At 72.1% G+C, this 21,247-nt stretch carries 21 protein-coding genes; 10 read left to right on the plus strand and 11 right to left on the minus strand.

Annotated features, from left to right (window positions below; genetic code table 11):
* Window positions 1-41: 41 nt before the first annotated feature.
* The gene (locus LCN96_RS05645) at window positions 42-431 is read right to left on the minus strand and encodes a MarR family winged helix-turn-helix transcriptional regulator (RefSeq protein WP_225271504.1); all 390 of its coding nucleotides are present in this window, start codon (window positions 429-431) and stop codon (window positions 42-44) included.
* A gap of 87 nt (window positions 432-518) precedes the next feature.
* Here LCN96_RS05645 and LCN96_RS05650 point away from each other — a divergent pair, with 87 nt between their 5' ends.
* Window positions 519-1,931 carry an MFS transporter gene (locus LCN96_RS05650; RefSeq protein ID WP_225271505.1) on the plus strand — a complete coding sequence of 471 codons (1,413 nt, stop codon included), beginning with the start codon at window positions 519-521 and terminating at the stop codon, window positions 1,929-1,931.
* A gap of 45 nt (window positions 1,932-1,976) precedes the next feature.
* On the opposite strand, the gene LCN96_RS05655 is transcribed toward LCN96_RS05650, so the two are convergent.
* Window positions 1,977-3,647 (minus strand): SigE family RNA polymerase sigma factor, encoded by a 1,671-nt coding sequence (locus tag LCN96_RS05655; RefSeq protein ID WP_225271506.1) that lies wholly within the window; start codon window positions 3,645-3,647, stop codon window positions 1,977-1,979.
* Window positions 3,648-3,771: 124 nt separating this feature from the next.
* Between LCN96_RS05655 and LCN96_RS57635 the strand changes: the two genes are divergently transcribed.
* The 4 genes from LCN96_RS57635 to LCN96_RS05675 all read left to right on the plus strand — a co-directional run bounded on the left by LCN96_RS57635 (window position 3,772) and on the right by LCN96_RS05675 (window position 6,542).
* Window positions 3,772-4,392: an AMIN-like domain-containing (lipo)protein gene (locus LCN96_RS57635; RefSeq protein ID WP_449867084.1), complete on the plus strand. Its 621-nt coding sequence runs from the start codon at window positions 3,772-3,774 to the stop codon at window positions 4,390-4,392.
* 5 nt (window positions 4,393-4,397) lie between these two features.
* The gene (locus tag LCN96_RS05665) at window positions 4,398-4,751 is read left to right on the plus strand and encodes a cupin domain-containing protein (protein WP_225271508.1); all 354 of its coding nucleotides are present in this window, start codon (window positions 4,398-4,400) and stop codon (window positions 4,749-4,751) included.
* Window positions 4,752-4,860: 109 nt separating this feature from the next.
* Window positions 4,861-5,934, plus strand: a complete 1,074-nt coding sequence (locus LCN96_RS05670; RefSeq protein ID WP_225271509.1) for an adenosine deaminase — start codon at window positions 4,861-4,863, stop codon at window positions 5,932-5,934.
* On the plus strand, window positions 5,931-6,542 hold the full coding sequence (locus tag LCN96_RS05675; protein ID WP_225271510.1) for a PH domain-containing protein: 612 nt from the start codon (window positions 5,931-5,933) through the stop codon (window positions 6,540-6,542). Before LCN96_RS05670 ends, LCN96_RS05675 begins: the two co-directional genes overlap by 4 nt.
* 24 nt (window positions 6,543-6,566) lie before the next feature.
* Here LCN96_RS05675 and LCN96_RS05680 read toward each other — a convergent pair whose 3' ends face one another.
* Genes LCN96_RS05680 through LCN96_RS05690 form a run of 3 tightly spaced genes read right to left on the minus strand, consistent with a single transcriptional unit; the run spans window position 6,567 to window position 9,506 of the window.
* Window positions 6,567-7,307: an enoyl-CoA hydratase/isomerase family protein gene (locus tag LCN96_RS05680; RefSeq protein WP_225271511.1), complete on the minus strand. Its 741-nt coding sequence runs from the start codon at window positions 7,305-7,307 to the stop codon at window positions 6,567-6,569.
* On the minus strand, window positions 7,304-8,845 hold the full coding sequence (locus LCN96_RS05685; protein ID WP_225271512.1) for an AMP-binding protein: 1,542 nt from the start codon (window positions 8,843-8,845) through the stop codon (window positions 7,304-7,306). The genes LCN96_RS05680 and LCN96_RS05685 overlap by 4 nt, the downstream gene beginning before the upstream one ends.
* Window positions 8,805-9,506 carry a TetR/AcrR family transcriptional regulator gene (locus LCN96_RS05690; protein WP_225271513.1) on the minus strand — a complete coding sequence of 234 codons (702 nt, stop codon included), beginning with the start codon at window positions 9,504-9,506 and terminating at the stop codon, window positions 8,805-8,807. Before LCN96_RS05690 ends, LCN96_RS05685 begins: the two co-directional genes overlap by 41 nt.
* A gap of 110 nt (window positions 9,507-9,616) precedes the next feature.
* On the opposite strand from LCN96_RS05690, the gene LCN96_RS05695 reads away from it, so the two are divergent.
* From LCN96_RS05695 to LCN96_RS05705, 3 genes are read left to right on the plus strand one after another with little or no spacing between them, the layout of a single operon-like run.
* A complete protein-coding gene (locus LCN96_RS05695) occupies window positions 9,617-10,432 on the plus strand; it encodes a MerR family transcriptional regulator (RefSeq protein WP_225271514.1) in 816 nt (271 codons plus the stop codon).
* Window positions 10,426-11,355, plus strand: coding sequence for a sigma-70 family RNA polymerase sigma factor (locus tag LCN96_RS05700; RefSeq protein WP_263657438.1), 930 nt, complete (start codon window positions 10,426-10,428; stop codon window positions 11,353-11,355). The genes LCN96_RS05695 and LCN96_RS05700 overlap by 7 nt, the downstream gene beginning before the upstream one ends.
* Window positions 11,356-11,365: 10 nt before the next feature.
* The gene (locus tag LCN96_RS05705; protein WP_225271516.1) at window positions 11,366-11,851 is read left to right on the plus strand and encodes a GyrI-like domain-containing protein; all 486 of its coding nucleotides are present in this window, start codon (window positions 11,366-11,368) and stop codon (window positions 11,849-11,851) included.
* Between the two features lie 299 nt (window positions 11,852-12,150).
* On the opposite strand, the gene LCN96_RS05710 is transcribed toward LCN96_RS05705, so the two are convergent.
* From LCN96_RS05710 to LCN96_RS05725, 4 genes are read right to left on the minus strand one after another with little or no spacing between them, the layout of a single operon-like run.
* Window positions 12,151-13,809 (minus strand): phospho-sugar mutase, encoded by a 1,659-nt coding sequence (locus tag LCN96_RS05710; protein WP_225271517.1) that lies wholly within the window; start codon window positions 13,807-13,809, stop codon window positions 12,151-12,153.
* A complete protein-coding gene (locus LCN96_RS05715) occupies window positions 13,806-14,609 on the minus strand; it encodes a purine-nucleoside phosphorylase (RefSeq protein WP_225271518.1) in 804 nt (267 codons plus the stop codon). Before LCN96_RS05715 ends, LCN96_RS05710 begins: the two co-directional genes overlap by 4 nt.
* Before the next feature lie 2 nt (window positions 14,610-14,611).
* Window positions 14,612-15,964 carry a M20/M25/M40 family metallo-hydrolase gene (locus tag LCN96_RS05720; protein ID WP_225271519.1) on the minus strand — a complete coding sequence of 451 codons (1,353 nt, stop codon included), beginning with the start codon at window positions 15,962-15,964 and terminating at the stop codon, window positions 14,612-14,614.
* Window positions 15,961-16,956, minus strand: a complete 996-nt coding sequence (locus LCN96_RS05725; protein WP_225271520.1) for an Lrp/AsnC family transcriptional regulator — start codon at window positions 16,954-16,956, stop codon at window positions 15,961-15,963. Before LCN96_RS05725 ends, LCN96_RS05720 begins: the two co-directional genes overlap by 4 nt.
* Window positions 16,957-17,051: 95 nt before the next feature.
* Here LCN96_RS05725 and LCN96_RS05730 point away from each other — a divergent pair, with 95 nt between their 5' ends.
* A complete protein-coding gene (locus tag LCN96_RS05730; protein ID WP_225271521.1) occupies window positions 17,052-18,356 on the plus strand; it encodes an MFS transporter in 1,305 nt (434 codons plus the stop codon).
* Between the two features lie 6 nt (window positions 18,357-18,362).
* Here LCN96_RS05730 and LCN96_RS05735 read toward each other — a convergent pair whose 3' ends face one another.
* Window positions 18,363-18,887 (minus strand): gamma-glutamylcyclotransferase, encoded by a 525-nt coding sequence (locus tag LCN96_RS05735; protein ID WP_263657439.1) that lies wholly within the window; start codon window positions 18,885-18,887, stop codon window positions 18,363-18,365.
* Between the two features lie 381 nt (window positions 18,888-19,268).
* Here LCN96_RS05735 and LCN96_RS05740 point away from each other — a divergent pair, with 381 nt between their 5' ends.
* The gene (locus LCN96_RS05740; RefSeq protein ID WP_225271522.1) at window positions 19,269-20,657 is read left to right on the plus strand and encodes an NAD(P)H-quinone dehydrogenase; all 1,389 of its coding nucleotides are present in this window, start codon (window positions 19,269-19,271) and stop codon (window positions 20,655-20,657) included.
* Here LCN96_RS05740 and LCN96_RS05745 read toward each other — a convergent pair.
* Window positions 20,654-21,247, minus strand: coding sequence for a TIGR03086 family metal-binding protein (locus tag LCN96_RS05745; RefSeq protein WP_225271523.1), 594 nt, complete (start codon window positions 21,245-21,247; stop codon window positions 20,654-20,656). The genes LCN96_RS05740 and LCN96_RS05745 overlap by 4 nt on opposite strands.

The following is a 21,247-nucleotide window of genomic DNA, read 5'->3' on the forward strand; positions in this document are numbered from 1 at the left end:
CGCGGGCTCATGCGTGGCGCGGGCTCATGCGTGGCGCGGGCTCAGGGGACCAAGGCGGCCGGGGCGTCGGCGAAGACCTCGGCCAGCACCGCCCGCTGCGTCGGCAGGGCCTCGGCGTGGCGGACGCGCCCCTCGTCCGTGATGCACACGAACACCCCCCGCCTGTCGCTGTCGCACACGCCGCGCGTCACGAGCGCGGCCTTCTCCAGGCGCGCCACCACCCGTGACAGCGCGCTCTGGCTCAGATGGACTTCCTCGCACAGCTCCTGGATGCGCAGCTTCCTGTCGTGGTGCACGATGCGATCCAGCACCTCGAACTCACTGGGCCCCAGGCCGTGCCGGTCGCCCAGCTCGCGCTCCAGCTGGCACATCGCCTTGGCATGTGTGGCCAGGACGTAGTGCCAGGTGTCCACCACGAACCGCTCGTCCATGTCGCGGAGGTTACCACTTCGAGAAAACTCATGCAACGACATTAAATGCGCTTGCATTAGATGTGTGTGCATGTATTGTTCTGACCCATGTCCTCTTCCTCATCCCGCTGGGGCGCGCTCGCCGTGCTCTGCGCAGTGATCTTTCTTGACGCCCTGGACGTCTCGATGGTCGGGGTCGCCCTGCCCGCCATCCAGCACGACCTGGGCCTGACGACGTCCTCTTTGCAATGGGTGGTCAGCGGTTACGTGCTCGGCTACGGCGGTCTTCTTCTGCTCGGGGGCAGGACCGCCGACCTGCTGGGGCGGCGCAGGGTGTTCCTGGCCGCGCTCGGCGTCTTCGCCGTGGCGTCGTTGCTCGGTGGTGTCGTGGACGACGGGGGGCTGCTGATCGCGGCCAGGTTCGTCAAGGGAGTGGCGGCGGCCTTCACCGCGCCCGCCGCGTTGTCGATCATCACGACGACCTTTCCCGAGGGCCCGGAGCGCAACAAGGCGTTGAGCATCTTCACCGCCTGCGGCGCCAGCGGCTACTCGCTCGGCCTCGTGCTGTCCGGCTTGCTGACCGAGATCGGCTGGCGGTGGACGCTGCTCATGCCGGTGCCCGTCGCCGTGATCGCGTTGATCGCCGCGTTGAAGGTGCTGCCGAAGGGCCGGGAGGAGCGGGCCGAGGGCGGGCACGACCTGATCGGCGCTGTGACGATCACCGCGTCGATGCTGCTGCTGGTGTTCACCGTCGTGCAGGCGCCCGAGGCCGGCTGGGCCTCCTTGCAGACGATCGGCTCGCTGGTGGGCGTGGTCGTGCTGCTCGGCCTGTTCGTTCTGGCCGAGCTGCGGATGCGCCACCCGCTGGTGCGGCTGGGCATCCTGCGCTCCGGGCACATCGTGCGGGCCAACCTGGGGCTGCTCATCCTCATGGGCTCGTACGTGGCCTTCCAGTTCGTGGCCATGCAGTACTTCCAGAACCTGCTCGGCTGGTCGGCGCTCGGCACCGCCATGGCGTTCCTGCCCGCCGGCCTGCTCGTCGCCGTCACCTCGACGAAGATGGGCGACTTCGCCGACCGGTTCGGCACCGGCAAGCTGATCGTGATCGGGGCCGCCGCGCTGGCCGGGGGGTACGCGATCTTCCTCGGCATCGACCGCACGCCCAGCCTGGGCGGCATGGTGATCCCCGGCATGATCCTGCTGGGCATCGCGTTCGCGCTGTCGTTCCCCTCGCTCAACATCCAGGCCACCAACGGCGTGGACGACGACGAGCAGGGCCTGGCCTCCGGCCTGCTGAACACCTCCGGCCAGGTCGGCGGCGCCATCGTGCTGGCCGTGGTGACCGCCGTGCTCACCTCGGGCGGCGGCGAGACGATCTCCATCGGCTCGCTGCGCGCGGCGATCGTGGTGTCGCTGGTGCTGGCCCTGGTCGGCCTGGCGATCTCGGCGACCGGGCTGCGGGCCCGCAAGCGCGTGCCCGCCGTGGCCGCCGAGGACGTGAAGGCGTACGAGACTGTCTGATCCTTCGTGATTCGCAGGGCCCCGCCGGCACCGGCGGGGCCCTTCCTACGGTCTGACGGCGCCGAGCGGGGAGTCGTAGTCGAGCGACTCGACCCACTCGCCGGTGACCTCCGTGGCGGCGCCGGACTTCACGTTCACCTTGGTGAGGATGACGTAGTCGTCGTCCCAGGAGCGGACCAGCACCTCCTCCGGGCCGACCCAGCGCTCGACGCCGATCAGGTCGTAGCCGACCAGGTCGCTGGCGGCCAGGTCCGTACGCGGCCCGCCGATGCGGCCGGTGCGGCCGTCCATGGTGACCAGCTCGGAGTCCCCCGTGATCAGGGCCAGCGTGCGGCCGTCAGGGGACAGGGCGCCGCCGAGGCCGAGCAGGGCGGGATCGACGCGGTAGTCGCCGTCGAGCGTGGTCTTGCCGTGCAGGAAGATCTTGGTGAGTGAGGCGTGCCCGGGGACGTCGCGGACGTCCTCCTTCTCGGCGACCACCCGCGTCCCGTCGTCCGCCACCGCGAGGACGCGCACCTCTTCGCCGTACTCGTAGTGGGTGACGCCGGTGTCGAAGTCCAGGGTGGCCCCGTCGGCCAGGCCGAAGTCGACGGAGAAGTAGCGGCCGTTGGGCGAGGAGGTGAGGTGCGGGGCCGCCTGCCCGTCCGCCACGTCGATGACCTTGACCACGCCGGTGGGCACGTCGCGGACCGCGAACTCGCCGCTGAGCTGGCGGTAGGCGAGGCGGCGGCCGTCCTGGCTGATGGCCAGCGGCATGACGACGCCGCTCTCGCGGTCGTAGCCGGCCCGCGCGCCGCCCAGCCGCCACTCGTTGCCGGACGTGGTGATCAGCCGCCACTGGGCGCACGGCCGGGGATCGCTCGGGTCGCTCGCCCCGGTCGCCTCGCTGCGGCAGTAGCCCGGGTAGGCGTACCGGATCGGGTCGTCCAGCTTGGCCGGCAGCAGGTCGGGCACGTCCTCCTCGTCCTCCGCGCCCGGCGTGGAGGAGGTGGACGTCGGGACGGCGAGCGCCTGCTCGAAGTTGGCGACCATCGTGTTCACACCCGCCACGACCAGGGCCACGAACGCGCCCAGCGTGCCCACCGACACCGTCGTCCAGGTAACCGCGCGGACCCTGCGGCGCCTGCCGACGCGGGCCAGCACCACCCCGGTCACGTCGGTGTGCGTGGCGGGCAGCTCGGCGGCCAGGGCGACCAGCGCGCCGCGCGGGCCCGCGCCGTCGGCGGAGCGCGGCGCCCCCTCCTCCGCCCACGCCTCGGACGGGGCCGCCCAGTCCGGGTCGCCTTCCCCGGCCGGGGCCTGCGGGGTGGCGGGGAACAGGTCGGGGTGGGTGGCCTGGAGGTGGGTGTGGGCCTGGTGCAGTTCCCTGTCCAGGGCGCCGAGCCAGACGCCTGTGAGGGCCGCCACCTGCTGCGGGTGCAGGGCGTCGTGGTGGCGGGCGACGACGGCGGCGCGGGGCCTGGGCGGGAGCACCGCCAGCGGGTACGTCGCGGGCGGTGGCACGTCGGTGGCCAGGAAGCTCCTGTACAGCTCGGTCAGCACGAGGAGAGCCGGGCCGCTGGTGCGGATGGCGGGCCAGCGGCGGCACACCCGGACCAGGGCGTCGATCGCCAGGGCTCTGGCGCGGTCCTGGTCGCCGGTCAGGAGGTAGGCGGTGCGGGCGAACGACGGCCCGTAGGTATCCAGAAAAGTCGATAAATCAGTGGACTTGTTCACGTATATGACTCCTTGTGGGTTGATCAGGGTAGAGGTCGCCCGGGTTTTCAGGAAGGCCTCCACAGTCACTCGGTGAACTGGGGAAACATCGCTTGCAGGGCCGTGCGCTGGGCATCTACCGGGCATGTGCTCGTCATCCCCGCCCCGTGGCCGCCCGTCCGGCGCCCAACCGCCCGTCCCGCTCCCGCGCCCGCTCCTGCGCGCTGCCGCCCCGCTCACCTGCCTCGTCGTCCTGCTCGCCGGATGCGGCTCCGCCCAGCAGAGCGCCACGACCCTGCCGGAGTCCGGCGCCACCGCGTCGCGCACCCCCGGCACGCCCACCGGCACCGCCGAGGTGGAGGTCGACCGGTCCGGGGTGGAGCCCGCCGTCGTGACGGCCGTGCGGTACGCCGCCCACGCAACGTACGACCGGCTGGTCGTGGATCTCAAGGGCAATATCCCCGGATATAGCGTGAAATGGGTGGATGAGCTGGTCCAGGACGGCTCAGGCAAGCCCATCGACGTGCACGGCGGCGCCTACCTTCAGCTCACGCTCTTCCCCGCGAACGCCCACGACGACGAGGGCAGGTCCACCTGGAGCGGCGGCCCCGTCTACCCGGCCCGCCTGGGCAACCTCGCCGACGTCGTCAGGACCGGCGACTTCGAGGGGCGCGTCGGCATCGGGCTGGTGCTGGGCAAGCGGGCGCCGTTCCAGGTCACGGAGCAGGGCTCGCCGAGCCGGCTGGTGCTCGACGTGGCACACTGACGTCCGTGGTGAGAAAGATCGAGCGAGCGGCTCGCATCCCCGTACCAGGCGGCAAGCTCATCGACGAGCACATCGGCCGCGTCAACAGCGGCGACGAGGCGGTCTCCATCGCCCACATGACCGCGCCGCCCGGGTGGGAGGAGCCGGCGCAGACGCCGACGTTCACCGAGTACACCGTGGTCCTGCGGGGGGTGGTGCTCGTGGAGCACGCCGGGGGGACGACCCGGGTCGAGGCCGGGGAGTCGGTGGTGACGTCGCCGGGGGAGAAGGTGCGTTACAGCGTGGGGCCCGAGGGGGCGGAGTACATCGCGGTGTGCCTGCCCGCGTTCGCGCCCGACGCCGCGGGCCGCGACGACTGACGGCGCCGACGGCCTTCGGGCCGCTGATGGCTTCCGGCTCGCTGACGGCTTCCGGGCCGCTCCGTCCGGGCCTGGGCGCGCGACCGGGCCGTGCTCATATCATGGCCAGATGAGCCCCACGCTAGACGAGATCAGGCGGGCTCCCAAGGTCCTGCTGCACGATCACCTCGACGGCGGTCTCCGCGCCGAGACGATCGTCGAGCTGGCCAGGGAGAGCGACTACGCCCGGCTGCCCACCACCGATCCCGACAACCTGCGCCAGTGGTTCGAGGAGGCCGCCGACTCGGGGTCGCTCGAACGTTACCTGGAGACGTTCGACCACACGGTCGCCGTCATGCAGACCCGCGAGTCGCTGGTCCGCGTCGCCGCCGAGTGCGCCCGCGACCTGGCCGACGACGGCGTGGTCTACGCCGAGGTGCGGTTCGCGCCCGAGCAGCACACCACCAGGGGGCTGAGCCTGGACCAGGTGGTGGAGGCGGTCCTGGAGGGGTTCGAGCAGGGCTCCAGGGGGCGGCACATCAGGGTGGGCACGCTGCTGACCGCCATGCGGCACCAGGCGCGCTCCAGGGAGATCGCCGAGCTGGCCGTGCGGTATCGCGACGGCGGCGTGGTGGGCTTCGACATCGCCGGGGCCGAGGCCGGCTACCCGCCCACCCGGCACCTCGACGCCTTCGAGTACCTCCAGCGGGAGAACGCCCACTTCACGATCCACGCCGGTGAGGCGTTCGGGCTGCCGTCGATCTGGCAGGCCATCCAGTGGTGCGGCGCCGACCGGCTGGGCCACGGCGTGCGCATCATCGACGACATCTCCGTGGCCGGTGACGGCACCGCCAAGCTGGGGCGGCTGGCCGCCTACGTCCGCGACAAGCGCATCCCGCTGGAGATGTGCCCCACGTCCAACCTGCAGACCGGGGCCGCCGCCTCGATCGCCGACCACCCGATCGGGCTGCTGCGGCGGCTGCACTTCCGGGTCACCGTCAACACCGACAACCGGCTGATGAGCTCGACCAGCGTGTCGCTGGAGTTCCACAAGCTGGTGCAGGCGTTCGGCTACGACTGGGATGACCTGCAGTGGTTCGCGGTGAACGCGATGAAGTCGGCGTTCATCCCGTTCGACGAGCGGCTGGCGCTGATCAACGGCGTGATCAAGCCGGGGTTCCAGCAGATCAAGTGGCAGCCGTGAAGCAGACCTACCGGTCCAAGACCGCGTTCGTGATGGCGTGGGTGTGGCTGGTGTTCGTCGCGTTCAACGTCTGGGACCTGATCGCGCGCTACAACGGCAAGCCGGCGCTCGTCGCGCTGGCCGTGCTCGGGGTGCTGACGGCGCTCGTCTACGCCGTCGCGCTCCGGCCCGCCACCGTCTTCACGGAGGAGGGGCTGGTGGGGCGCAACCCGTTCCGCACGACGGTGCTGCCGTGGGCGTCCATCGAGGACGTCACGGTCTCGCACGCGATCGCCGTGCGGCACGGCGACGACCGGGTGCTACGGCTGTGGACGCCGATGAGCAGCGCCCGCGAGCGGGCCAAGGCGCAGCGCCGCGGCACGGGCACGCAGTCGCGCGGCCGGTTGCGGACCGAGCCGACGCTGCCCAAGGCCGAGCAGGCGGCGGTGGAGGCGTTCGCGGGCAAGACGCACGCCGACTGGGTGGGCGACCAGATCCGCGAGCGCGCCGAGTCGGCCAGGCGCCGCGGGCAGGAGGCGGCGCCCGCCCGCGTGAGCTGGTCCTACGACGCGATCGGGGTGCTGGTGGTCGCGGTCGCGCTGGTGATCGCCGCCGTGGTGGTCCCCTGACGCCGGTTTCCGGCGCGCCGGTCGCTAGCGCCGGCCCGGGCTCCTGCTCCTGTTGACGAACGCGGTCACGCCGGCCTGGGCGAGGCCCGACGCCTCCACCTGCTCGGCCGCCTCCGTCTCCGCCAGGAAGGCCCGCTCCACCTCCGCCAGCGAGGGCCGCAGCAGGGCCAGGTGCACGGCGGTGGCGGCGCCGGCGGCGCTCCAGCGGCGCACGCGGGCGATCGCCGCCTCCACCAGCTCCGGCCCGGGCACGATCTCGTCGAGCAGGCCCACGGCCAGGGCGTCGGCCGCGCTCATCCGCGTCGAGTCGAGCACCAGCCGCAGCGCCCTGCCGCCGACGAGCCGGGGCAGCAGGTAGCTCGCGGCGTTGGAGATCGACAGGCCGAGGTGGTTCTCGGGGAAGAAGTACTCGGCCGCCGGGGTGCCGAGGCGGGCGTCGAAGCAGAGCGTCCATTCGGCGGCCCCGCCCACGGCCAGCCCGTTGACCGCCGCCACCACCGGCACGCGCGTCTCCAGGACGGCCCTGGTCATGTCGTGGAACAGCGCCACCTCCTCGACCAGCGACCGGCCGACGGCCTGGTCGAGGTCCTCGCCGGCGGAGAACGCCCGGCCGGTGCCGGTGACCACGATGCCCCGGGTGTCCTTGCCGTGCTCGCGGACGGCCGCCGCCAGTTCCGCGCGCATGGCCGCGGTGAGGGCGTTGAGCTTCGCTGGGCGGGCGAGCGTGATCAGGGCCACCTCGTCGCGTACGGTCACGTCGATCATCGCTGCTCCTTGGCGGGCTCGGGGATCGGGATGGCGGGGGCGGCGCGCTGGTCGCGCCCTGGGCTGAGCAGGTGGCGCTTCTCGATGCGGGCCGAGGGGGTCAGCGCGAACTCCTCGACGAACTCCACGTACGCCGGGATCTTGAAGCGGGCCAGGCGCTGCCTGGCGTGCGCGATCACGCTCAAGGCGGTGTCCCTGCCGGCCGCGTGACCGGGACGGAGCTGGAGGAACGCCTTCGGCACCTCGCCCCACAGGTCGTCGGGGATGGGGACCAGAGCCGCGGACAGCACCGCCGGGTGCTGGGCCAGCACGTGCTCCACCTCCGCGCAGGAGATGTTCTCGCCGCCCCTGCGCACCATGTCCTTGATCCGCCCGGCGTGCCGCAGGCGGCCGTGCTCGTCGCGGACGCCCAGGTCGCCGGTGTGGTACCAGCCGCCTCTGAAGGCGTGGGCGGTGGCCTCCGGGTGGTTCCAGTAGCCCTGCATCATGGGGACGCCTCTGACCAGGATCTCGCCGGTCTCGCCGTCGAGCGTGACCTCCTTGCCCGGCGGGGCGACGCCCAGCGCGCCGGTGCCGACCGTGCCGGTGTCGTCGAGGGGCGAGATCAGGTCGGGGCCGCTCTCCGTGGAGCCGTACAGCTCGCGCCACGGCGCCCCCCAGCGCTCCTCGAACGCGGCGTGCAGGGCGGGCTGGATGCCCGAGCAGAGCACCACGCGCATGCGGTTGTCGCGGTCGCACGGGTGCGGCGGCTGCTTGTGCAGCAGGAGGGGCATGGTGCCCAGCACGTACGTGAGCGTCACGCCGTGCTCCCTGGCCGAGGCCCAGAACCCGGAGGCGGAGAAGCGGGGGAGCACCACCAGGGGGATGCCGCCCATCAGGCAGAGCAGGGTGACCCACTGGGGGTCCATGTACGAGTACGGCTGGGCGATCATCATGACGTCGTCGTCGCGCAGGCCGACCTGCCCGGCGGCGATGCGGGCGGTCCTCAGCCAGTAGTCGTGGCTGAGCATGCAGGCCTTGGGAAACCCCGTAGTGCCCGACGTGTACTGAAAATTCGCCACATCGTCGGGGGCCGCCGGCGGGGTGGGCCGGGGCGGGCCGTCCTGTAACGCGTCGAGGAGGTGCACGGTGCCGGGGACGTGCGGGGCGTGCTCACCGGTGGTGATCGTGGCCACGGCGCCCGAGTCGCGCAGGACGTGCTCCAGGTCGGCGGCCCGGTAGCGGACGTTCACCGGCACCGTGACCGCGCCCGCCTTGAGCACGGCCAGCCAGCTCAGCGGCCAGCCGGGCACGTTGTCCAGCATGATCGCCACCCGGTCGCCGGGGCGCACGCCCTTGTCGATCAGGGCGCCGGCCAGCCGGTCCGAGCGCTGGTCGGCCTCGGCGAAGGTGAGGGAGATGCCAGGGGAGGCGCCGGGGGAGGCGTCAGGGGAGGCGGCGGCGGAGGTGTCAGGGAAGGTGTCGGGGAAGCGGAGGAACTCGCGTGCGCCGTACGTGCTAGCGGCGTGCCTCATCAGGTCGGGGATCGTCTCGGTCATCCAGCGGCTCCCACGGGTATTCGGGCAGCAGGGAGAGGTCGGCGGTCGCGACGGGCGTCCCGGACGGGGCGCGGACGGCGGCCAGGCCGATGGCGACGAACTCGGCGCACACCTGCTCCAGCGTGGAGCGCCCGTCGGGGCGGTACCACTCGCTGGTGCCGGTGCACATGGACATCAGGGCGAGCCGGGTCAGCCTCTCGTCGGCGACGTGGAAGCTGCCCTCGGCCACGCCGTCGGCCAGCGCGTCCTTCCAGTGGGCCTCGTACGCGTCGCGCAGGGCGATGATCTCGTCGAGGGCGGCGGAGCCCGGGGTGAGCGAGCGCAGCTCGCCGTCCATGACGCGGGTGGTCATGGGGTTGCGGGCGTGCACGGCGGTCAGTGAGCTGATGAGCAGGGACAGGCGGTCGGCGGGGCGGCGGTGCGGGGCGAGCAGGCGCTCGGTGGAGGCGATGAGGCCGCGCTGGGCGACCCGCATGAGATCGGCCAGCAGGGCTTCCTTGCTGGTGACGTGGTGGTAGATGCCGGCGTTGGTCAGGTTGACCGCCTTGCCGAGGTCTCTGATGCCGGTGGCCGCGTACCCCTGGCGGGCGAACAGCAGCACGGCCGCCGTCCTGATCCGCAGGCCGGCGTCGGTGTCGCGGTCGGTGAGGTCCTGGATCATGCTCCTACCGAACGTTCGGTTGCCCGTTATGTCCAAGACGGTACCCCGAAGCGCGAAAAATCGCCATAGTGGACTCTGACACCGTGTCAGCCTCTACACCGGGGAAGGACATGTTCAGCATCGGAGAGTTCGCCAGGCTGGGGCTGGTGTCCGTACGCATGCTCCGCCACTACGACGCCATCGGCCTGCTGCGGCCCGCGCACGTGGACCCGGTCTCCGGCTACCGGTCCTACCAGGCCGACCAGCTCGCCAGGCTCAACCGCATCGTCGCGATCAAGGACCTGGGCTTCACGCTGGAGCAGGTCAGGGCCATCCTCGACGAGCAGGTCAGCACGGCGGAGCTGCACGGCATGGTGCGCCTGCGCCGGGCCGAGCTGGAGGCCAGGATCAGCGCCGACCTGGCCAGGCTGCGCAACGTCGAGGCGCGGCTGCGTACGATCGAGACCGAGGGGCAGATGCCCGCGGCGGAGGCGCTGCTCAAGAGCGTGCCCCGCACGCGCGTCGCGCAGCTCGCCGCCAGGGCGGCCGGCTACGAGCCCGAGCACATCGGGCCGGTCATCACGCCGCTGTTCGACGAGCTGTGCCGGCGGCTGGCGAGCGCCTGCGTCCGGGCCGCCGGTCCCGGCATCGCCCACTACCTCCAGGAGGACGACGGCTCGGTCATGGTGCACGCCTGCCTGCCGGTGAGCGTGGCGCCCGGCCCGTACGGCTTCGACGTGGTGGACCTGCCGGCCATCGAGACGGCCGCCACGATCATCCACCACGGGGCGATGGAGTCGGCGTGGTCCACCTTCCAGGTGCTGGCGCACTGGATCGAGGACAACGGCTACCGCTCCCGCGACCTGGCCAGGGAGATCAGCCTGCACGTACCCTGCGTCAGGGACGAATGGGTCACAGAGCTGCAGATCGAGGTGATTCCGTGCTGAGCACGGACCTGGGGGCGGACCTGGAGCGGCACCGCGCCGAGCTGACGGGCTACTGCTACCGCATGCTCGGCTCCGGTTTCGAGGCCGAGGACGCCGTGCAGGAGGCGTTCGTCCGCGCCTGGCGGACCTACGACCCGGCGCGCGGGCCGCTGCGCCCCTGGCTGTTCCACCTGGCCACGAACGCCTGCCTGGACCTGCTCCGGGGCCCCCAGCGCCGGGCCCGCGCCATGGACCTGGGCCCCGCCGCCACGCCAGGGGCCGCCCTGGGCGAGCCGCTGCCGGAGAGCCGCTGGATCCAGCCCGTCCCCGACGCCAGGGTCCTCGACCCGGCCGACCTGGCGGTGACGCGCGAGACGGTGCGGCTGGCGTTCGTGGCGGCCCTGCAGCACCTGCCGCCCCGGCAGCGGGCCGTCCTGATCTTGCGCGACGTGCTGAAGTGGAGCGCCGCCGAGACGGCCGCCCTGCTGGCCACCACGGTCACCTCCGTCAACAGCGCGCTCCAGCGGGCGCGCACCAGGCTCCCCGCGGTGGCGCCGCTCGACGCCGAGGTGGACGAGGCCCTGCTCGACCGGTACGTGACGGCGTTCGAGCGCTACGACGTGGACGCGCTCGTCTCGCTGCTGCACGAGGACGCCACCACGTCCATGCCGCCGTTCACCTGGTGGCTGCGGGGCCGGGAGGCCGTCCGCGCGATCCTGCTCGCCTCCGGCGCGCCGTGCGCGGGCTCCCGCCTGATCCCGACGCGGGCCAACGGCTGCCCGGCCTTCGGCCAGTACGACAGCGACGGGCAGCCGTTCGCCCTGGTCGTGCTGGAGGTCTCCGGTGGGTTGATCGCGGGCGAGACCACGTATCTCGATCCCGGCTTGTTCCCGTTCTTCGGGCTGCCGATGAGTTTCGGGGCCGCGCTCCGTACTGAGGGGTGAAGGAGGAAACATGCCACAGATCATCGAACTTCCCGAGCGCCCGTACGTCGGGGTGCGCCGCACCATCACCATGACCACCTTCGGGCTGGTCGCGGACCGCATCGGGGAGATCATCGGCTGGCTGGCCGAACGCGGCACGTACCCGGCGGGGGCGCCGTTCCTGCGCTACGAGAGCATCGACCTGGCAGCCGACCGGCTGGTGGTGCAGGCGGGGATCCCGGTGCCGGCGCCGGTGGAGGGCGAGGGCGACCGCTTCGCCGCCGTCCTGCCCGCCGGCCGCTACGCCACCGTCACCCACCACGGCCACCCCGACCAGCTCTTCGGCGCCATCGAGGCGCTGCTGCAGTGGGGCAAGGAGCAGGGGCTGACGTGGGACATGGCGGAGCGGGACGGGGCCGAGCACTGGGGGTGCCGCCTGGAGCTGTTCCAGACGGACCCGCGGGTGGAGCCTGACCTGCACAAGTGGGACACCGAGCTGCAGTTCCGCCTGGCCTGACGGAGGGCTCTGGCGCTGGGCGGCGGCTCAGCGCCAGAGGTCCAGGAGGTGGTCGGGGGTGATGGGGGTGACACCGGTGACGTGCCGGCCGCTGGCGGGCGACGGAGCCGACGAAGGTGATCTTCTTGGCGCCGGGCGGTCGGCGCCGACCAGGTCGATCTCGGGGTGGTTGGTGCGGGTCCAGCAGCCGCCGATCGCGCCGGTGTCGTCGGGCAGGCGGCGGGCCGGGAGGGCCTGGTCTCACGAATGAGACCACCGGCTGTGGTGGCACCACGTCCGGGCGTCTCGCGACGCGCACATCACAGACCCAGGCGGGCGCCCACATCGGACTTCAAGGCGGCCAGCCGCTCCTCAGCCACCGCCCTGGCCGCCGCGGGCGTGCCCGTGACCGGGACGACCACCTCCAGGTAACACTTCAGCTTGGGCTCGGTGCCCGACGGGCGCACCACCACGCGGGCGTCGTCCGCCAGCCGGTACCGCAGGCCGTCGGTGGGCGGCAGGCCGCCGTCGCCGCGCGCCAGGTCGTCCACCCGCTCCACCGCCAGGCCGCCCAAGGCCGGGGTGCGGTCGGCGCGCAGGCGGGTCATGGCGGCGGTGATCAGCGCGAGGTCGGCCACGCGGAACGACAGCTGGGCCGTCGCGTGCAGGCCGTAGCGGCGGGCCTGGTCGTCGAGGAGGTCCAGGAGCGTGCGGCCGTCGCGCTTGGCCGTCGCCGCGATGGCCGCCACCGTCAGGGCCGCGCCGATGCCGTCCTTGTCCCTGACCGGGAGGCCGCCGTCGGCGCCGATGCTGTAGCCGAGGGCCTCCTCGTAGCCGAAGACCAGGCCGGGGCCGGCCTTGATGATCCACTTGAAGCCGGTGAGCGTCTCGCCGTACCGGACGCCGTGCCGGTGGGCGATCTTGCCGAGGAGGGAGGAGGAGACGATGGTGGTGGCCACCATGCGGTCGCCGCTGGTGTGCGTGATGACGTGCTCGGCCAGCAGGCCGCCGACCTCGTCGCCGGTCAGCATGCGGACGCCGCCCCCCGGCAGCGGGACGCCCACCGCGCATCTGTCGGCGTCGGGGTCGTTGGCCAGCACCAGGTCGGCGTCCAGCTTGGCGGCCAGGGCGACCGCCAGGTCCATGGCGCCCGGCTCCTCCGGGTTGGGGAAGGCCACCGTGGGGAAGTCGGGGTCGGGGTTGCGCTGCTCCTCGACCGCCATCGGGCACTCGAAGCCGGCGCGCAGGAAGGCGTCGGTGAGGGTGGCCGCGCCGACCCCGTGCAGCGGGGTGTAGGCCACGCGCAGGTCGCGGGCGTCGCCGAGGGGCAGGGCGGTCACGGCGGCGAGGTAGTCGTCGACGATGCCCTCGCCCAGCTCGGTCAGCGTGCCGGGGCCGTGCAGCGGCAGCTCGTCCACCCGGCCCACGGCGTCGATGGCGGCCGAGATCTCGCCGTCGATCGGCGGCGTGATCTGGGAGCCGTCGCCCCAGTAGACCTTGTAGCCGTTGTCGCGCGGCGGGTTGTGGCTGGCGGTGACCGTCACGCCGGCGTCGGCGTCGAGGTGGCGGACGGCGAAGGCCAGCACCGGCGTGGGCAGCGGCTGCGGCAGCAGCGAGGCGTGCAGGCCCGCGCCCGTCAGCACGGCGGCCGTGTCGCGGGCGAACACGTCGGACTTGTGCCGGGCGTCGTAGCCGATGACCACGTGCTTGCCCGGGCCGAGCACGGCGGCCAGGCCGGCGGCGGCGCGCATGACGGTGACGCGGTTCATCCGGTTGGGGCCGGCGCCCAGCTCGCCGCGCAGGCCCGCCGTGCCGAACTCCAGCTTCGCGCCGAAGCGGTCCTCCAGTGCGGCCAGGTCCGCGGCGTCGATCAGCGCCGACAGCTCGGCGCGGGTGTCGGGGTCGGGGTCCTGCGCCAGCCACGCGCGCGCGGCCTCCAGGAGGACCTCCGCGGCCGGTTCGTCGCCGACGCCGCTCACAGCCGGTCCACCACCTTGGCCAGCAGCACGCCCATGCGGGCGGCCGTGGCGCGGCCCACCTCCAGGACCTCCTCGTGGTTGAGCGGCTCGCCCGACAGGCCCGCCCCCGGGTTGGTCACCAGTGAGATGCCGAGCACCTCCAGCCCCGCCTCGCGGGCCGCGATGGACTCCAGCACGGTGGACATGCCGACCAGGTCGCCGCCCAGCGTGCGCAGCATGCGGATCTCGGCCGGCGTCTCGTAGGTGGGGCCGCGGAAGGCCACGTAGACGCCCTCGGCCAGGGCCGGGTCGATCTCGCGGACCAGCGTGCGCAGGCGCCGCGAGTAGACCTCGGTGAGGTCGATGAACGTGGTGCCGGTGATCGGGTTGGCCCCGGTCAGGTTGATGTGGTCGCTGATCAGGACCGGGTCGCCGACGCTCTGCGTCTCGGGCCGCAGGCCGCCGGCCGCGTTGGTGAGCACGAGCGTGCGCACACCGGCCGCCGCCGCGGTGCGTACGCCGTGCACGACCGCGTCCACCCCGAGCCCTTCGTACAGATGGGTGCGCCCGAGGAGGATCAGCGCGTGCCGCCCGGCGGAGGTGCGGACGACGCGGATCTTGCCGCCGTGGCCCGCGACGGCGGGCGCGCGGAAACCGGGCAGGTCGGTGAACGGGATCTCCCGCACCGTCTCACCGATCGCGTCGGCGGCGGGCACCCACCCCGACCCCATGACGAGGGCCACATCGAAGGTGTCGAGGCCCGCGGCGCTGCGCAGCGCCGCGGCGGCCTCACTGGCCAGGGTGTACGCGTCTTTGCTCACCTTCAGTAGTTTAGGAGCAGCCTGTCCAGAACCCGCACCCCGAACTGCAGCGCGTCCACCGGCACCCGCTCGTCCACGCCGTGGAACATCGCGGCGAAGTCCATGTCGGCCGGCAGCCGCAGCGGCACGAACCCGAACCCGCGCACCCCCAGGTCGGCGAAGAACGTCTTGTTGTCGGTGCCACCGGACATGCAGTAGGGGATCGCCCGCGCCGCCGGGTCCTCCTCCTTCAGCGCCGCGATCATCGACTCCACCAGCGCCCCGTCGAACGAGGTCTCCAGCGCGATGTCATGGTGGATGAACTCGCGCCGCACCTTCGGCCCGAGCAGCCCGTCGACGGTCTTGAAGAACTCCTCCTCGAACCCCGGCAGGAACCGCCCGTCCACCACGGCCGTGGCCTGGCCGGGGATGACGTTCGACTTGTAGCCGGCGCCGAGCTGCGTCGGGTTGGTGGTGTTGCGCAGGGTCGCGCCGACGAAGCGCACCAGCGGCCCGATCTGGTCGAGGATCGGCTGCGGGTCGTTCTCGTCGAACGGGATGCCGAACGCGTCGGCGACCTCGGTGAGGAAGCGGCGCACCGTCGGGGTGTAGGTGAGCGGCCAGTCGTGGCCGCCGATCCTGGCGACGGCCTTGGCGACCTCGGTGACGGCGTTGTCGTCGTTCAGCATCGAGCCGTGGCCGGCCGTGCCGTCGGCGATCAGCTTCATCCAGGCCAGGCCCTTCTGGGCCGTCTCGATGAGGTAGAGCCGCAGCGACGGGTCCACCTCCAGCGAGTAGCCGCCGACCTCGCTGATCGCCTCGGTCACGCCCTCGAACAGCTCGGGGTGGTGCGCCGTGAGGTACTTGGCGCCGTACACGCCGCCGGCCTCCTCGTCGGCCACCCAGGCGAAGACGAGGTCACGGCGCGGCCTGCGGCCCTCGCGCTTGATCTGGCGCAGCACGGCCAGCATCATCGCGTCCATGTCCTTCATGTCCACGGCGCCGCGGCCCCAGATGTAGCCGTCGCGGATCTCGCCCCCGAACGGGTCCACCGACCAGTCGTCGGCGTTGGCCGGCACCACGTCCAGGTGGCCGTGCACGAGCAGGGCGGGCAGCGACGGGTCGGTGCCCTCGATGCGGGTGATCACGTTGCCGCGGCCCGGCTCGCTCTCGACGTACGTGGCCTCGATCCCGACCTCGGACAGCCGCGACATGACGACCTCGGCCGCGGCCCGCTCGCCGGGGCCGCTGCCGTCGCCGTAGTTGCTGCTGTCGACGCGGATCAGCTCCACGCACAGGTCGGCCACTTCCTTCTCGGCAGCGCTCGAAGCAGCGCTCGAAGCAGCGCTCGAAGCTGGGGTCGGAGCAGGGGTCATGGTGTTCTCTCCAGTGTGAGCAGTCCGGACTTGTGGAGGTGGCCGCGCTTGTAGGCGCGGGTGATGAGCGTGAGGTCGACGTCGGTGATCTCGTCGTACCGGCCGACGACGCCGGTCATGAAACGGTAGAGCGCCGCCTCGTGCGCCGCCACGACCTGCACGATGAGGGAGTGCGTGCCCGTTGTGGCGGCGCAGTAACGGACGCTGGGGTGTGCGGCCAGTTCCTGGCCGACCAGGTCGAGGCCGTGCGGGCGGACCTTCAGCCAGAGCATGGCCTCCACCTCCAGGCCGAGCAGCGCCGGCTCCACCTCGGCCCTGGGCAGCAGCAGCCGCCGCTCGATGAGCGAGGTGACGCGCCTGCGCGCGGTCGGCACCGAGATGTCGAGCCGCTCGGCGACGGCGGTGAACGCGATCCGGCCGTCGGCGGTGAGCAGGTCGGCGATCTCCTGCTCCAGGGGTGAGAGCCCCTCCTCGTCGGGCAGGCCGCCGACCGGCGGGTCCGGCCGCAGCTCGGCCACCTCCCCCTCGGTCAGGTACGGGGCGTGCCACTCGGCCACGGTCCTGAACGTGTGCAGCACGACCTGGGTCTGCGTCTGCAGCACGCCGTCGATGTCGGAGATCTGCGAGGACAGGATGCGGTGCAGGTCCTCCCTGGAGGGCGAGACCAGCTCGCAGCCGAGGTCGGCCGCCCCGGTGAGCGAGTAGACCGAGCGCGTGTCGGGCCGGTCGGCCAGCGCCTTGGCCACCTGCGCCGCCGTGCCGGGCCGCACCTGGACGTGCAGGTGGACCGGCCGCCCGTGCCCGGTACGCAGGTCGTCGTAGATGGCGGTGACGCGGACGACCCCGTCGGCGATCAGCCGCTGCAGCCGCCGGGCGACGGTGCGCTCGTGCTCGCCGACGGCCCGGCCGATCTCACCCCACGACGCGCGGGGGCTGACTTGCAGCGCGGCCACGAGCCGCTGGTCGAGAACGTCCACCTGCACCCGTCTCATTGTCGGGAAGTTAAATATTTCCAAGAATATTTGACTGTTTCGGTCGCCCGAATGCACAGTAGGCCATCACCGCACTTGTCAGCAAAGGAGCCCACGTGGCGACCTCCCCCCTGGCTCAATCACCACTCGGCATCCCGAAGAGCCGCGTCCGTCAGCTCATGGCGGCCAGCATCGGCAACGTCGTGGAGTGGTACGACTGGTACGCCTACACCTTCCTCGCTGTCTACTTCTCCGAGCAGGTCTTCCCGAAGGGCTCTGCCAACAGCCTGGTACCGCTGCTGAGCTCGTTCGCCGTCTTCGCGGTCGGCTTCTTCATGCGCCCGCTCGGCGGCCTGCTCGTCGGCGCCTTCGCCGACCGGTACGGCCGCAAGAACGCGATGACGTTCACGATCGTGCTGATGGGCGCCGGCTCCCTGCTCGTCGGCCTGACCCCGACCTACGCGGCCGTCGGCCTGCTGGCGCCGATCATCCTCACCCTGGCCAGGCTCATCCAGGGCCTGTCGGTGGGCGGTGAGTTCGCCGCCGCGACCACGTTCCTGGTGGAGTCGGCCCCGCCCGGCCGCCGCGGCCTGTTCTCCAGTTTCCAGTACGTCAGCACCACCATCGGCCAGCTCATCGCCTCCGGCCTGGCCGCACTGCTGGCCACCAGCCTCGTCGAGGCCGACATGAGCTCCTGGGGCTGGCGCGTCCCGTTCTTCGTGGGCGCCGTGCTCAGCCTCGTCGGCCTGTGGATCCGCAAGGGCGCCGACGAGACCTCGGCCGTGGCGGAGGAGATCAGGCGCGGCGAGGCCGAGCGGCCCAAGCTGTTCGACTTCCTCAAGCACTACCCGAGGTCGGCGGCCACGATCGTGGGCATCACGATCGCCGGCACCGTCGCGTACTACACGTGGACCAGCTTCCTGCCCACCTACGCGCAGATCACCGTGGGCTTCGACAAGGCCGACTCGCTGCAGATCGGCACGATCTCGCTGGTCTTCTTCATGATCCTGCAGCCGCTGCTCGGCATGTTGTCGGACCGGGTGGGGCGCAAGCCGATGCTGATCACGTTCGGCCTCGGGTTCCTCATCCTGCCCGTGCCGCTGCTCGGCCTGCTCACCGACTCCTACGCCAGCCTGCTGATCGTGCAGCTCGTCGGCATGGTCTTCCTCGGCTGCTTCACCTCGATCTCGGCCGCGGTGAACTCCGAGCTGTTCCCCACCCGGGTGCGGGCGGCGGGGGCCGGGTTCCCGTACTCGCTGACCGTGGCCCTCTTCGGCGGCACCGCGCCGCTGATCGGCACCGCGCTGCAGGAGGCGGAGAACCCCGGGCTCTTCCCGTGGTACATGTCGGCGCTGGCGCTGGTCTCGACGCTGGTCTACCTGTTCGTCCTGAAGGAGACCAAGGACCAGCCGCTGCGCTAGCTCCGCTCAGCCGCCGAACGAGTTGCAGGGGCGCTCCCGCAGCTCCTTGACGTAGTCGTCGGGGGCGCCCGCGCGCTCGGCCGCCTCGGCCAGGCTGCCCAGGTAGCGGGCCGAGGGCAGGCCGCCCTCGTAGCCGTCGAGCACGTAGAACCAGGCCACGACCTCGCCCTCCAGGGTCTGCACCCGCAGCCGCACCTTGTGGTAGGCGCCGCGCACCGCGCCCTCCCACTGGTCGAGCGAGGTCTCCTCCCAGTCGGGCACGTCGTAGAGCACCACGAACACGTGCTCGTCGGGATCCTCGACGATCGTGGCGACCGCGCCCTCCCAGGCGAGGTCCATGCCGCCGAACGTCAGGCGCCAGCCCGGCAGCCATCCCACGCCCCAGATCGGTGAGTGGGGGGCGCGCATCGCCATCTGCTCGGGGTCCATGTTGGTGCCGTACGCGCCGTACAGTCTGAGATCACTCGGCTTGCCCGAACGGTCCGAAGCCCACGCCACGATCCACCCCTCCCGCCGGGTGCCACTCGTCATCCAGCTACCCGCGCCATCCTGCCACGCCTGGGGGCCCCGCCGTTCCATCGCATCGGGCGGCGGGGCGTCGTGTCAGCTCCAGGAGCACCCGCGCGGGATCGAAGGCGGGGCGCCGGCCGTGTGCGCCGGTGGCACGCCTGGTACGGATCGACTGGAACGCCTGTCTGATCATGCGGCGCCGCTGGGTCCGGCGCGCGGGGTCGTGGCCGTCCGCCGCGATGTTCCCGTCTGTCAGCACGGCGGTTTCGGTGATCTCGATCAGGTTGTCCCGGGAGGTGCGCGCCTCGATCCCGGCCCGTACCCTGGCGACCTCAGCGACCAGCGCGCCGAGCAGTACGGCCCCGTTGTCGCTTCGTCTGGCAGGTGCGGGAGAATGGACACGTGACGAGGATCGTGATCATCGGTGGCGGACCAGGCGGCTACGAGGCGGCGCTGGTGGCCGCTCAGCTAGGCGCGCAAGTCACGATGGTCGAGCAGGACGGCCCAGGGGGCGCGTGCGTGCTCACCGACTGCGTGCCGTCCAAGACGCTGATCGCGACCTCCGTGCGCAAGCAGGCGCTGCTCGACGCCGCGTCCCTGGGCGTGTCGTTCTCCGGCGGGTCCGACGGCGACGCCGGCGTGGTGGGGGTCGACCTGCCGCTGGTCAACAAGCGCGTCAAGGAGCTGGCGCAGGCGCAGTCGGCCGACATCGCGACGCGGGTCGAGGCCGAGGGCGTGGAGATCATCAAGGCGCGCGGGCGGCTGGTGGACCCGCAGGTGGTCAAGGCCGGCGACCGGACGATCAGGGCCGACGTGGTGCTGGTGGCGACGGGTGCGACGCCGCGGGTGCTGCCGGGGGCCGAGCCCGACGGCGAGCGCATCCTCACCTGGCGCCAGCTCTACGACCTGGAGGAGCTGCCCGAGCACCTGATCGTGGTGGGGTCCGGGGTGACGGGGGCCGAGTTCGCGGGCGCCTACCGGTCGCTCGGGGCAGAGGTCACGCTGGTGTCCAGCCGTGACCGGATGATGCCCAACGAGGACGCCGACGGTGCCGAGGTGCTGGAGGAGGTCTATCGGCGGCGCGGGATGAACGTCATGGGCCGCTCGCGGGCCTCGTCCGTCAAGCGCACCGCCGACGGGGTGGTCGTGACGCTGGAGGACGGGCGCACGGCCGAGGGCTCGCACGCGCTGATGACGGTCGGCATGATCCCCAACACCTCGGGCATCGGCCTGGAGGAGGCCGGGGTGCAGCTCGACCGGAGCGGCTTCGTCAAGGTCGACAAGGTGTCGCGCACGTCGGCGCCCGGCGTGTACGCGGCCGGCGACTGCACGGGCGTGCTGATGCTCGCCTCCGTCGCCGCCATGCAGGGCCGGATCGCGGTGTGGCACGCGCTGGGCGAGGCCGTGCAGCCGCTGCGGCTGGCCACCGTCGCCTCCAACATCTTCACCGACCCCGAGATCGCGGCGGTCGGTGTCGCCCAGCGGGCCATCGAGGCCGGTGAGATCGAGGCGAACGTGGTCAAGCTGCCGCTGGCCACCAACGCGCGGGCCAAGATGCAGGGCTTCAACGACGGGTTCGTGAAGCTGTTCTGCCGCCCGCACACCGGCATCGTGCTGGGCGGCGTGGTGGTGGCGCCCCGGGCCTCGGAGCTCATCCTGGCCGTGTCGGTGGCGGTGCAGCAGCGCCTGACAGTGGACCAGCTCGCGCACACGTTCGCGGTCTACCCGTCGTTGTCGGGGTCGATCACCGAGGCGGCGCGGCGGCTCATGCAGCCCGGGGTGTCGATCTAGGGCTGCCATCCGGGGTCTCGCCCGATGAAGGCGAGCAGCCGGTCCTGAGGTGAGGCGTCCTCGCCGACCTTCACCTCGGGCCCGAACACCTCCACGCCGGGCCCGAACGCGCCCGGTGTCCTGAACGTGGCCAGCAGGTCGGGCGGCAGCGCGCCCATGGCCGCCCAGCCGCGCTCGACGTCCTCGGGGTGGATCGTGTCGTCCTGCCCGGTGGCGCGGGCCAGGTCCCAGCCGTGCAGCGGCAGGTCGTCGCTGACCACCTGGTCGATGTTCCGCTCCGCCGTGACGCGCCCGGCGGGGGTGTCGCACTCCCGCGCCGCGCGGGCGGGGTCGTCCAGGATCGCCTGTACGTCCGCGCGCGCGGCGCGGAAGGCCGCCAGCGGGTCGTCGTCCACCGACGGCGCCGGGCTGAGCGCCAGGCCCAGCGGGCGCAGCATCACGCCGTGCATGTCGACGAGGTGCCTGACGACGTCACGGGCGGTCCATCGTGCGCACGGCGACGGGTTCGCCCACTGCTCGGGCCGCACGGCGGCGATCTTGTCCTCTACCGCGGCGGCTCGCCTGCGGTAGCGGTCGGCGATCTCGTTCAT

It is taken from the genome of Nonomuraea gerenzanensis (assembly GCF_020215645.1).
Taxonomy (GTDB): domain Bacteria; phylum Actinomycetota; class Actinomycetes; order Streptosporangiales; family Streptosporangiaceae; genus Nonomuraea; species Nonomuraea gerenzanensis.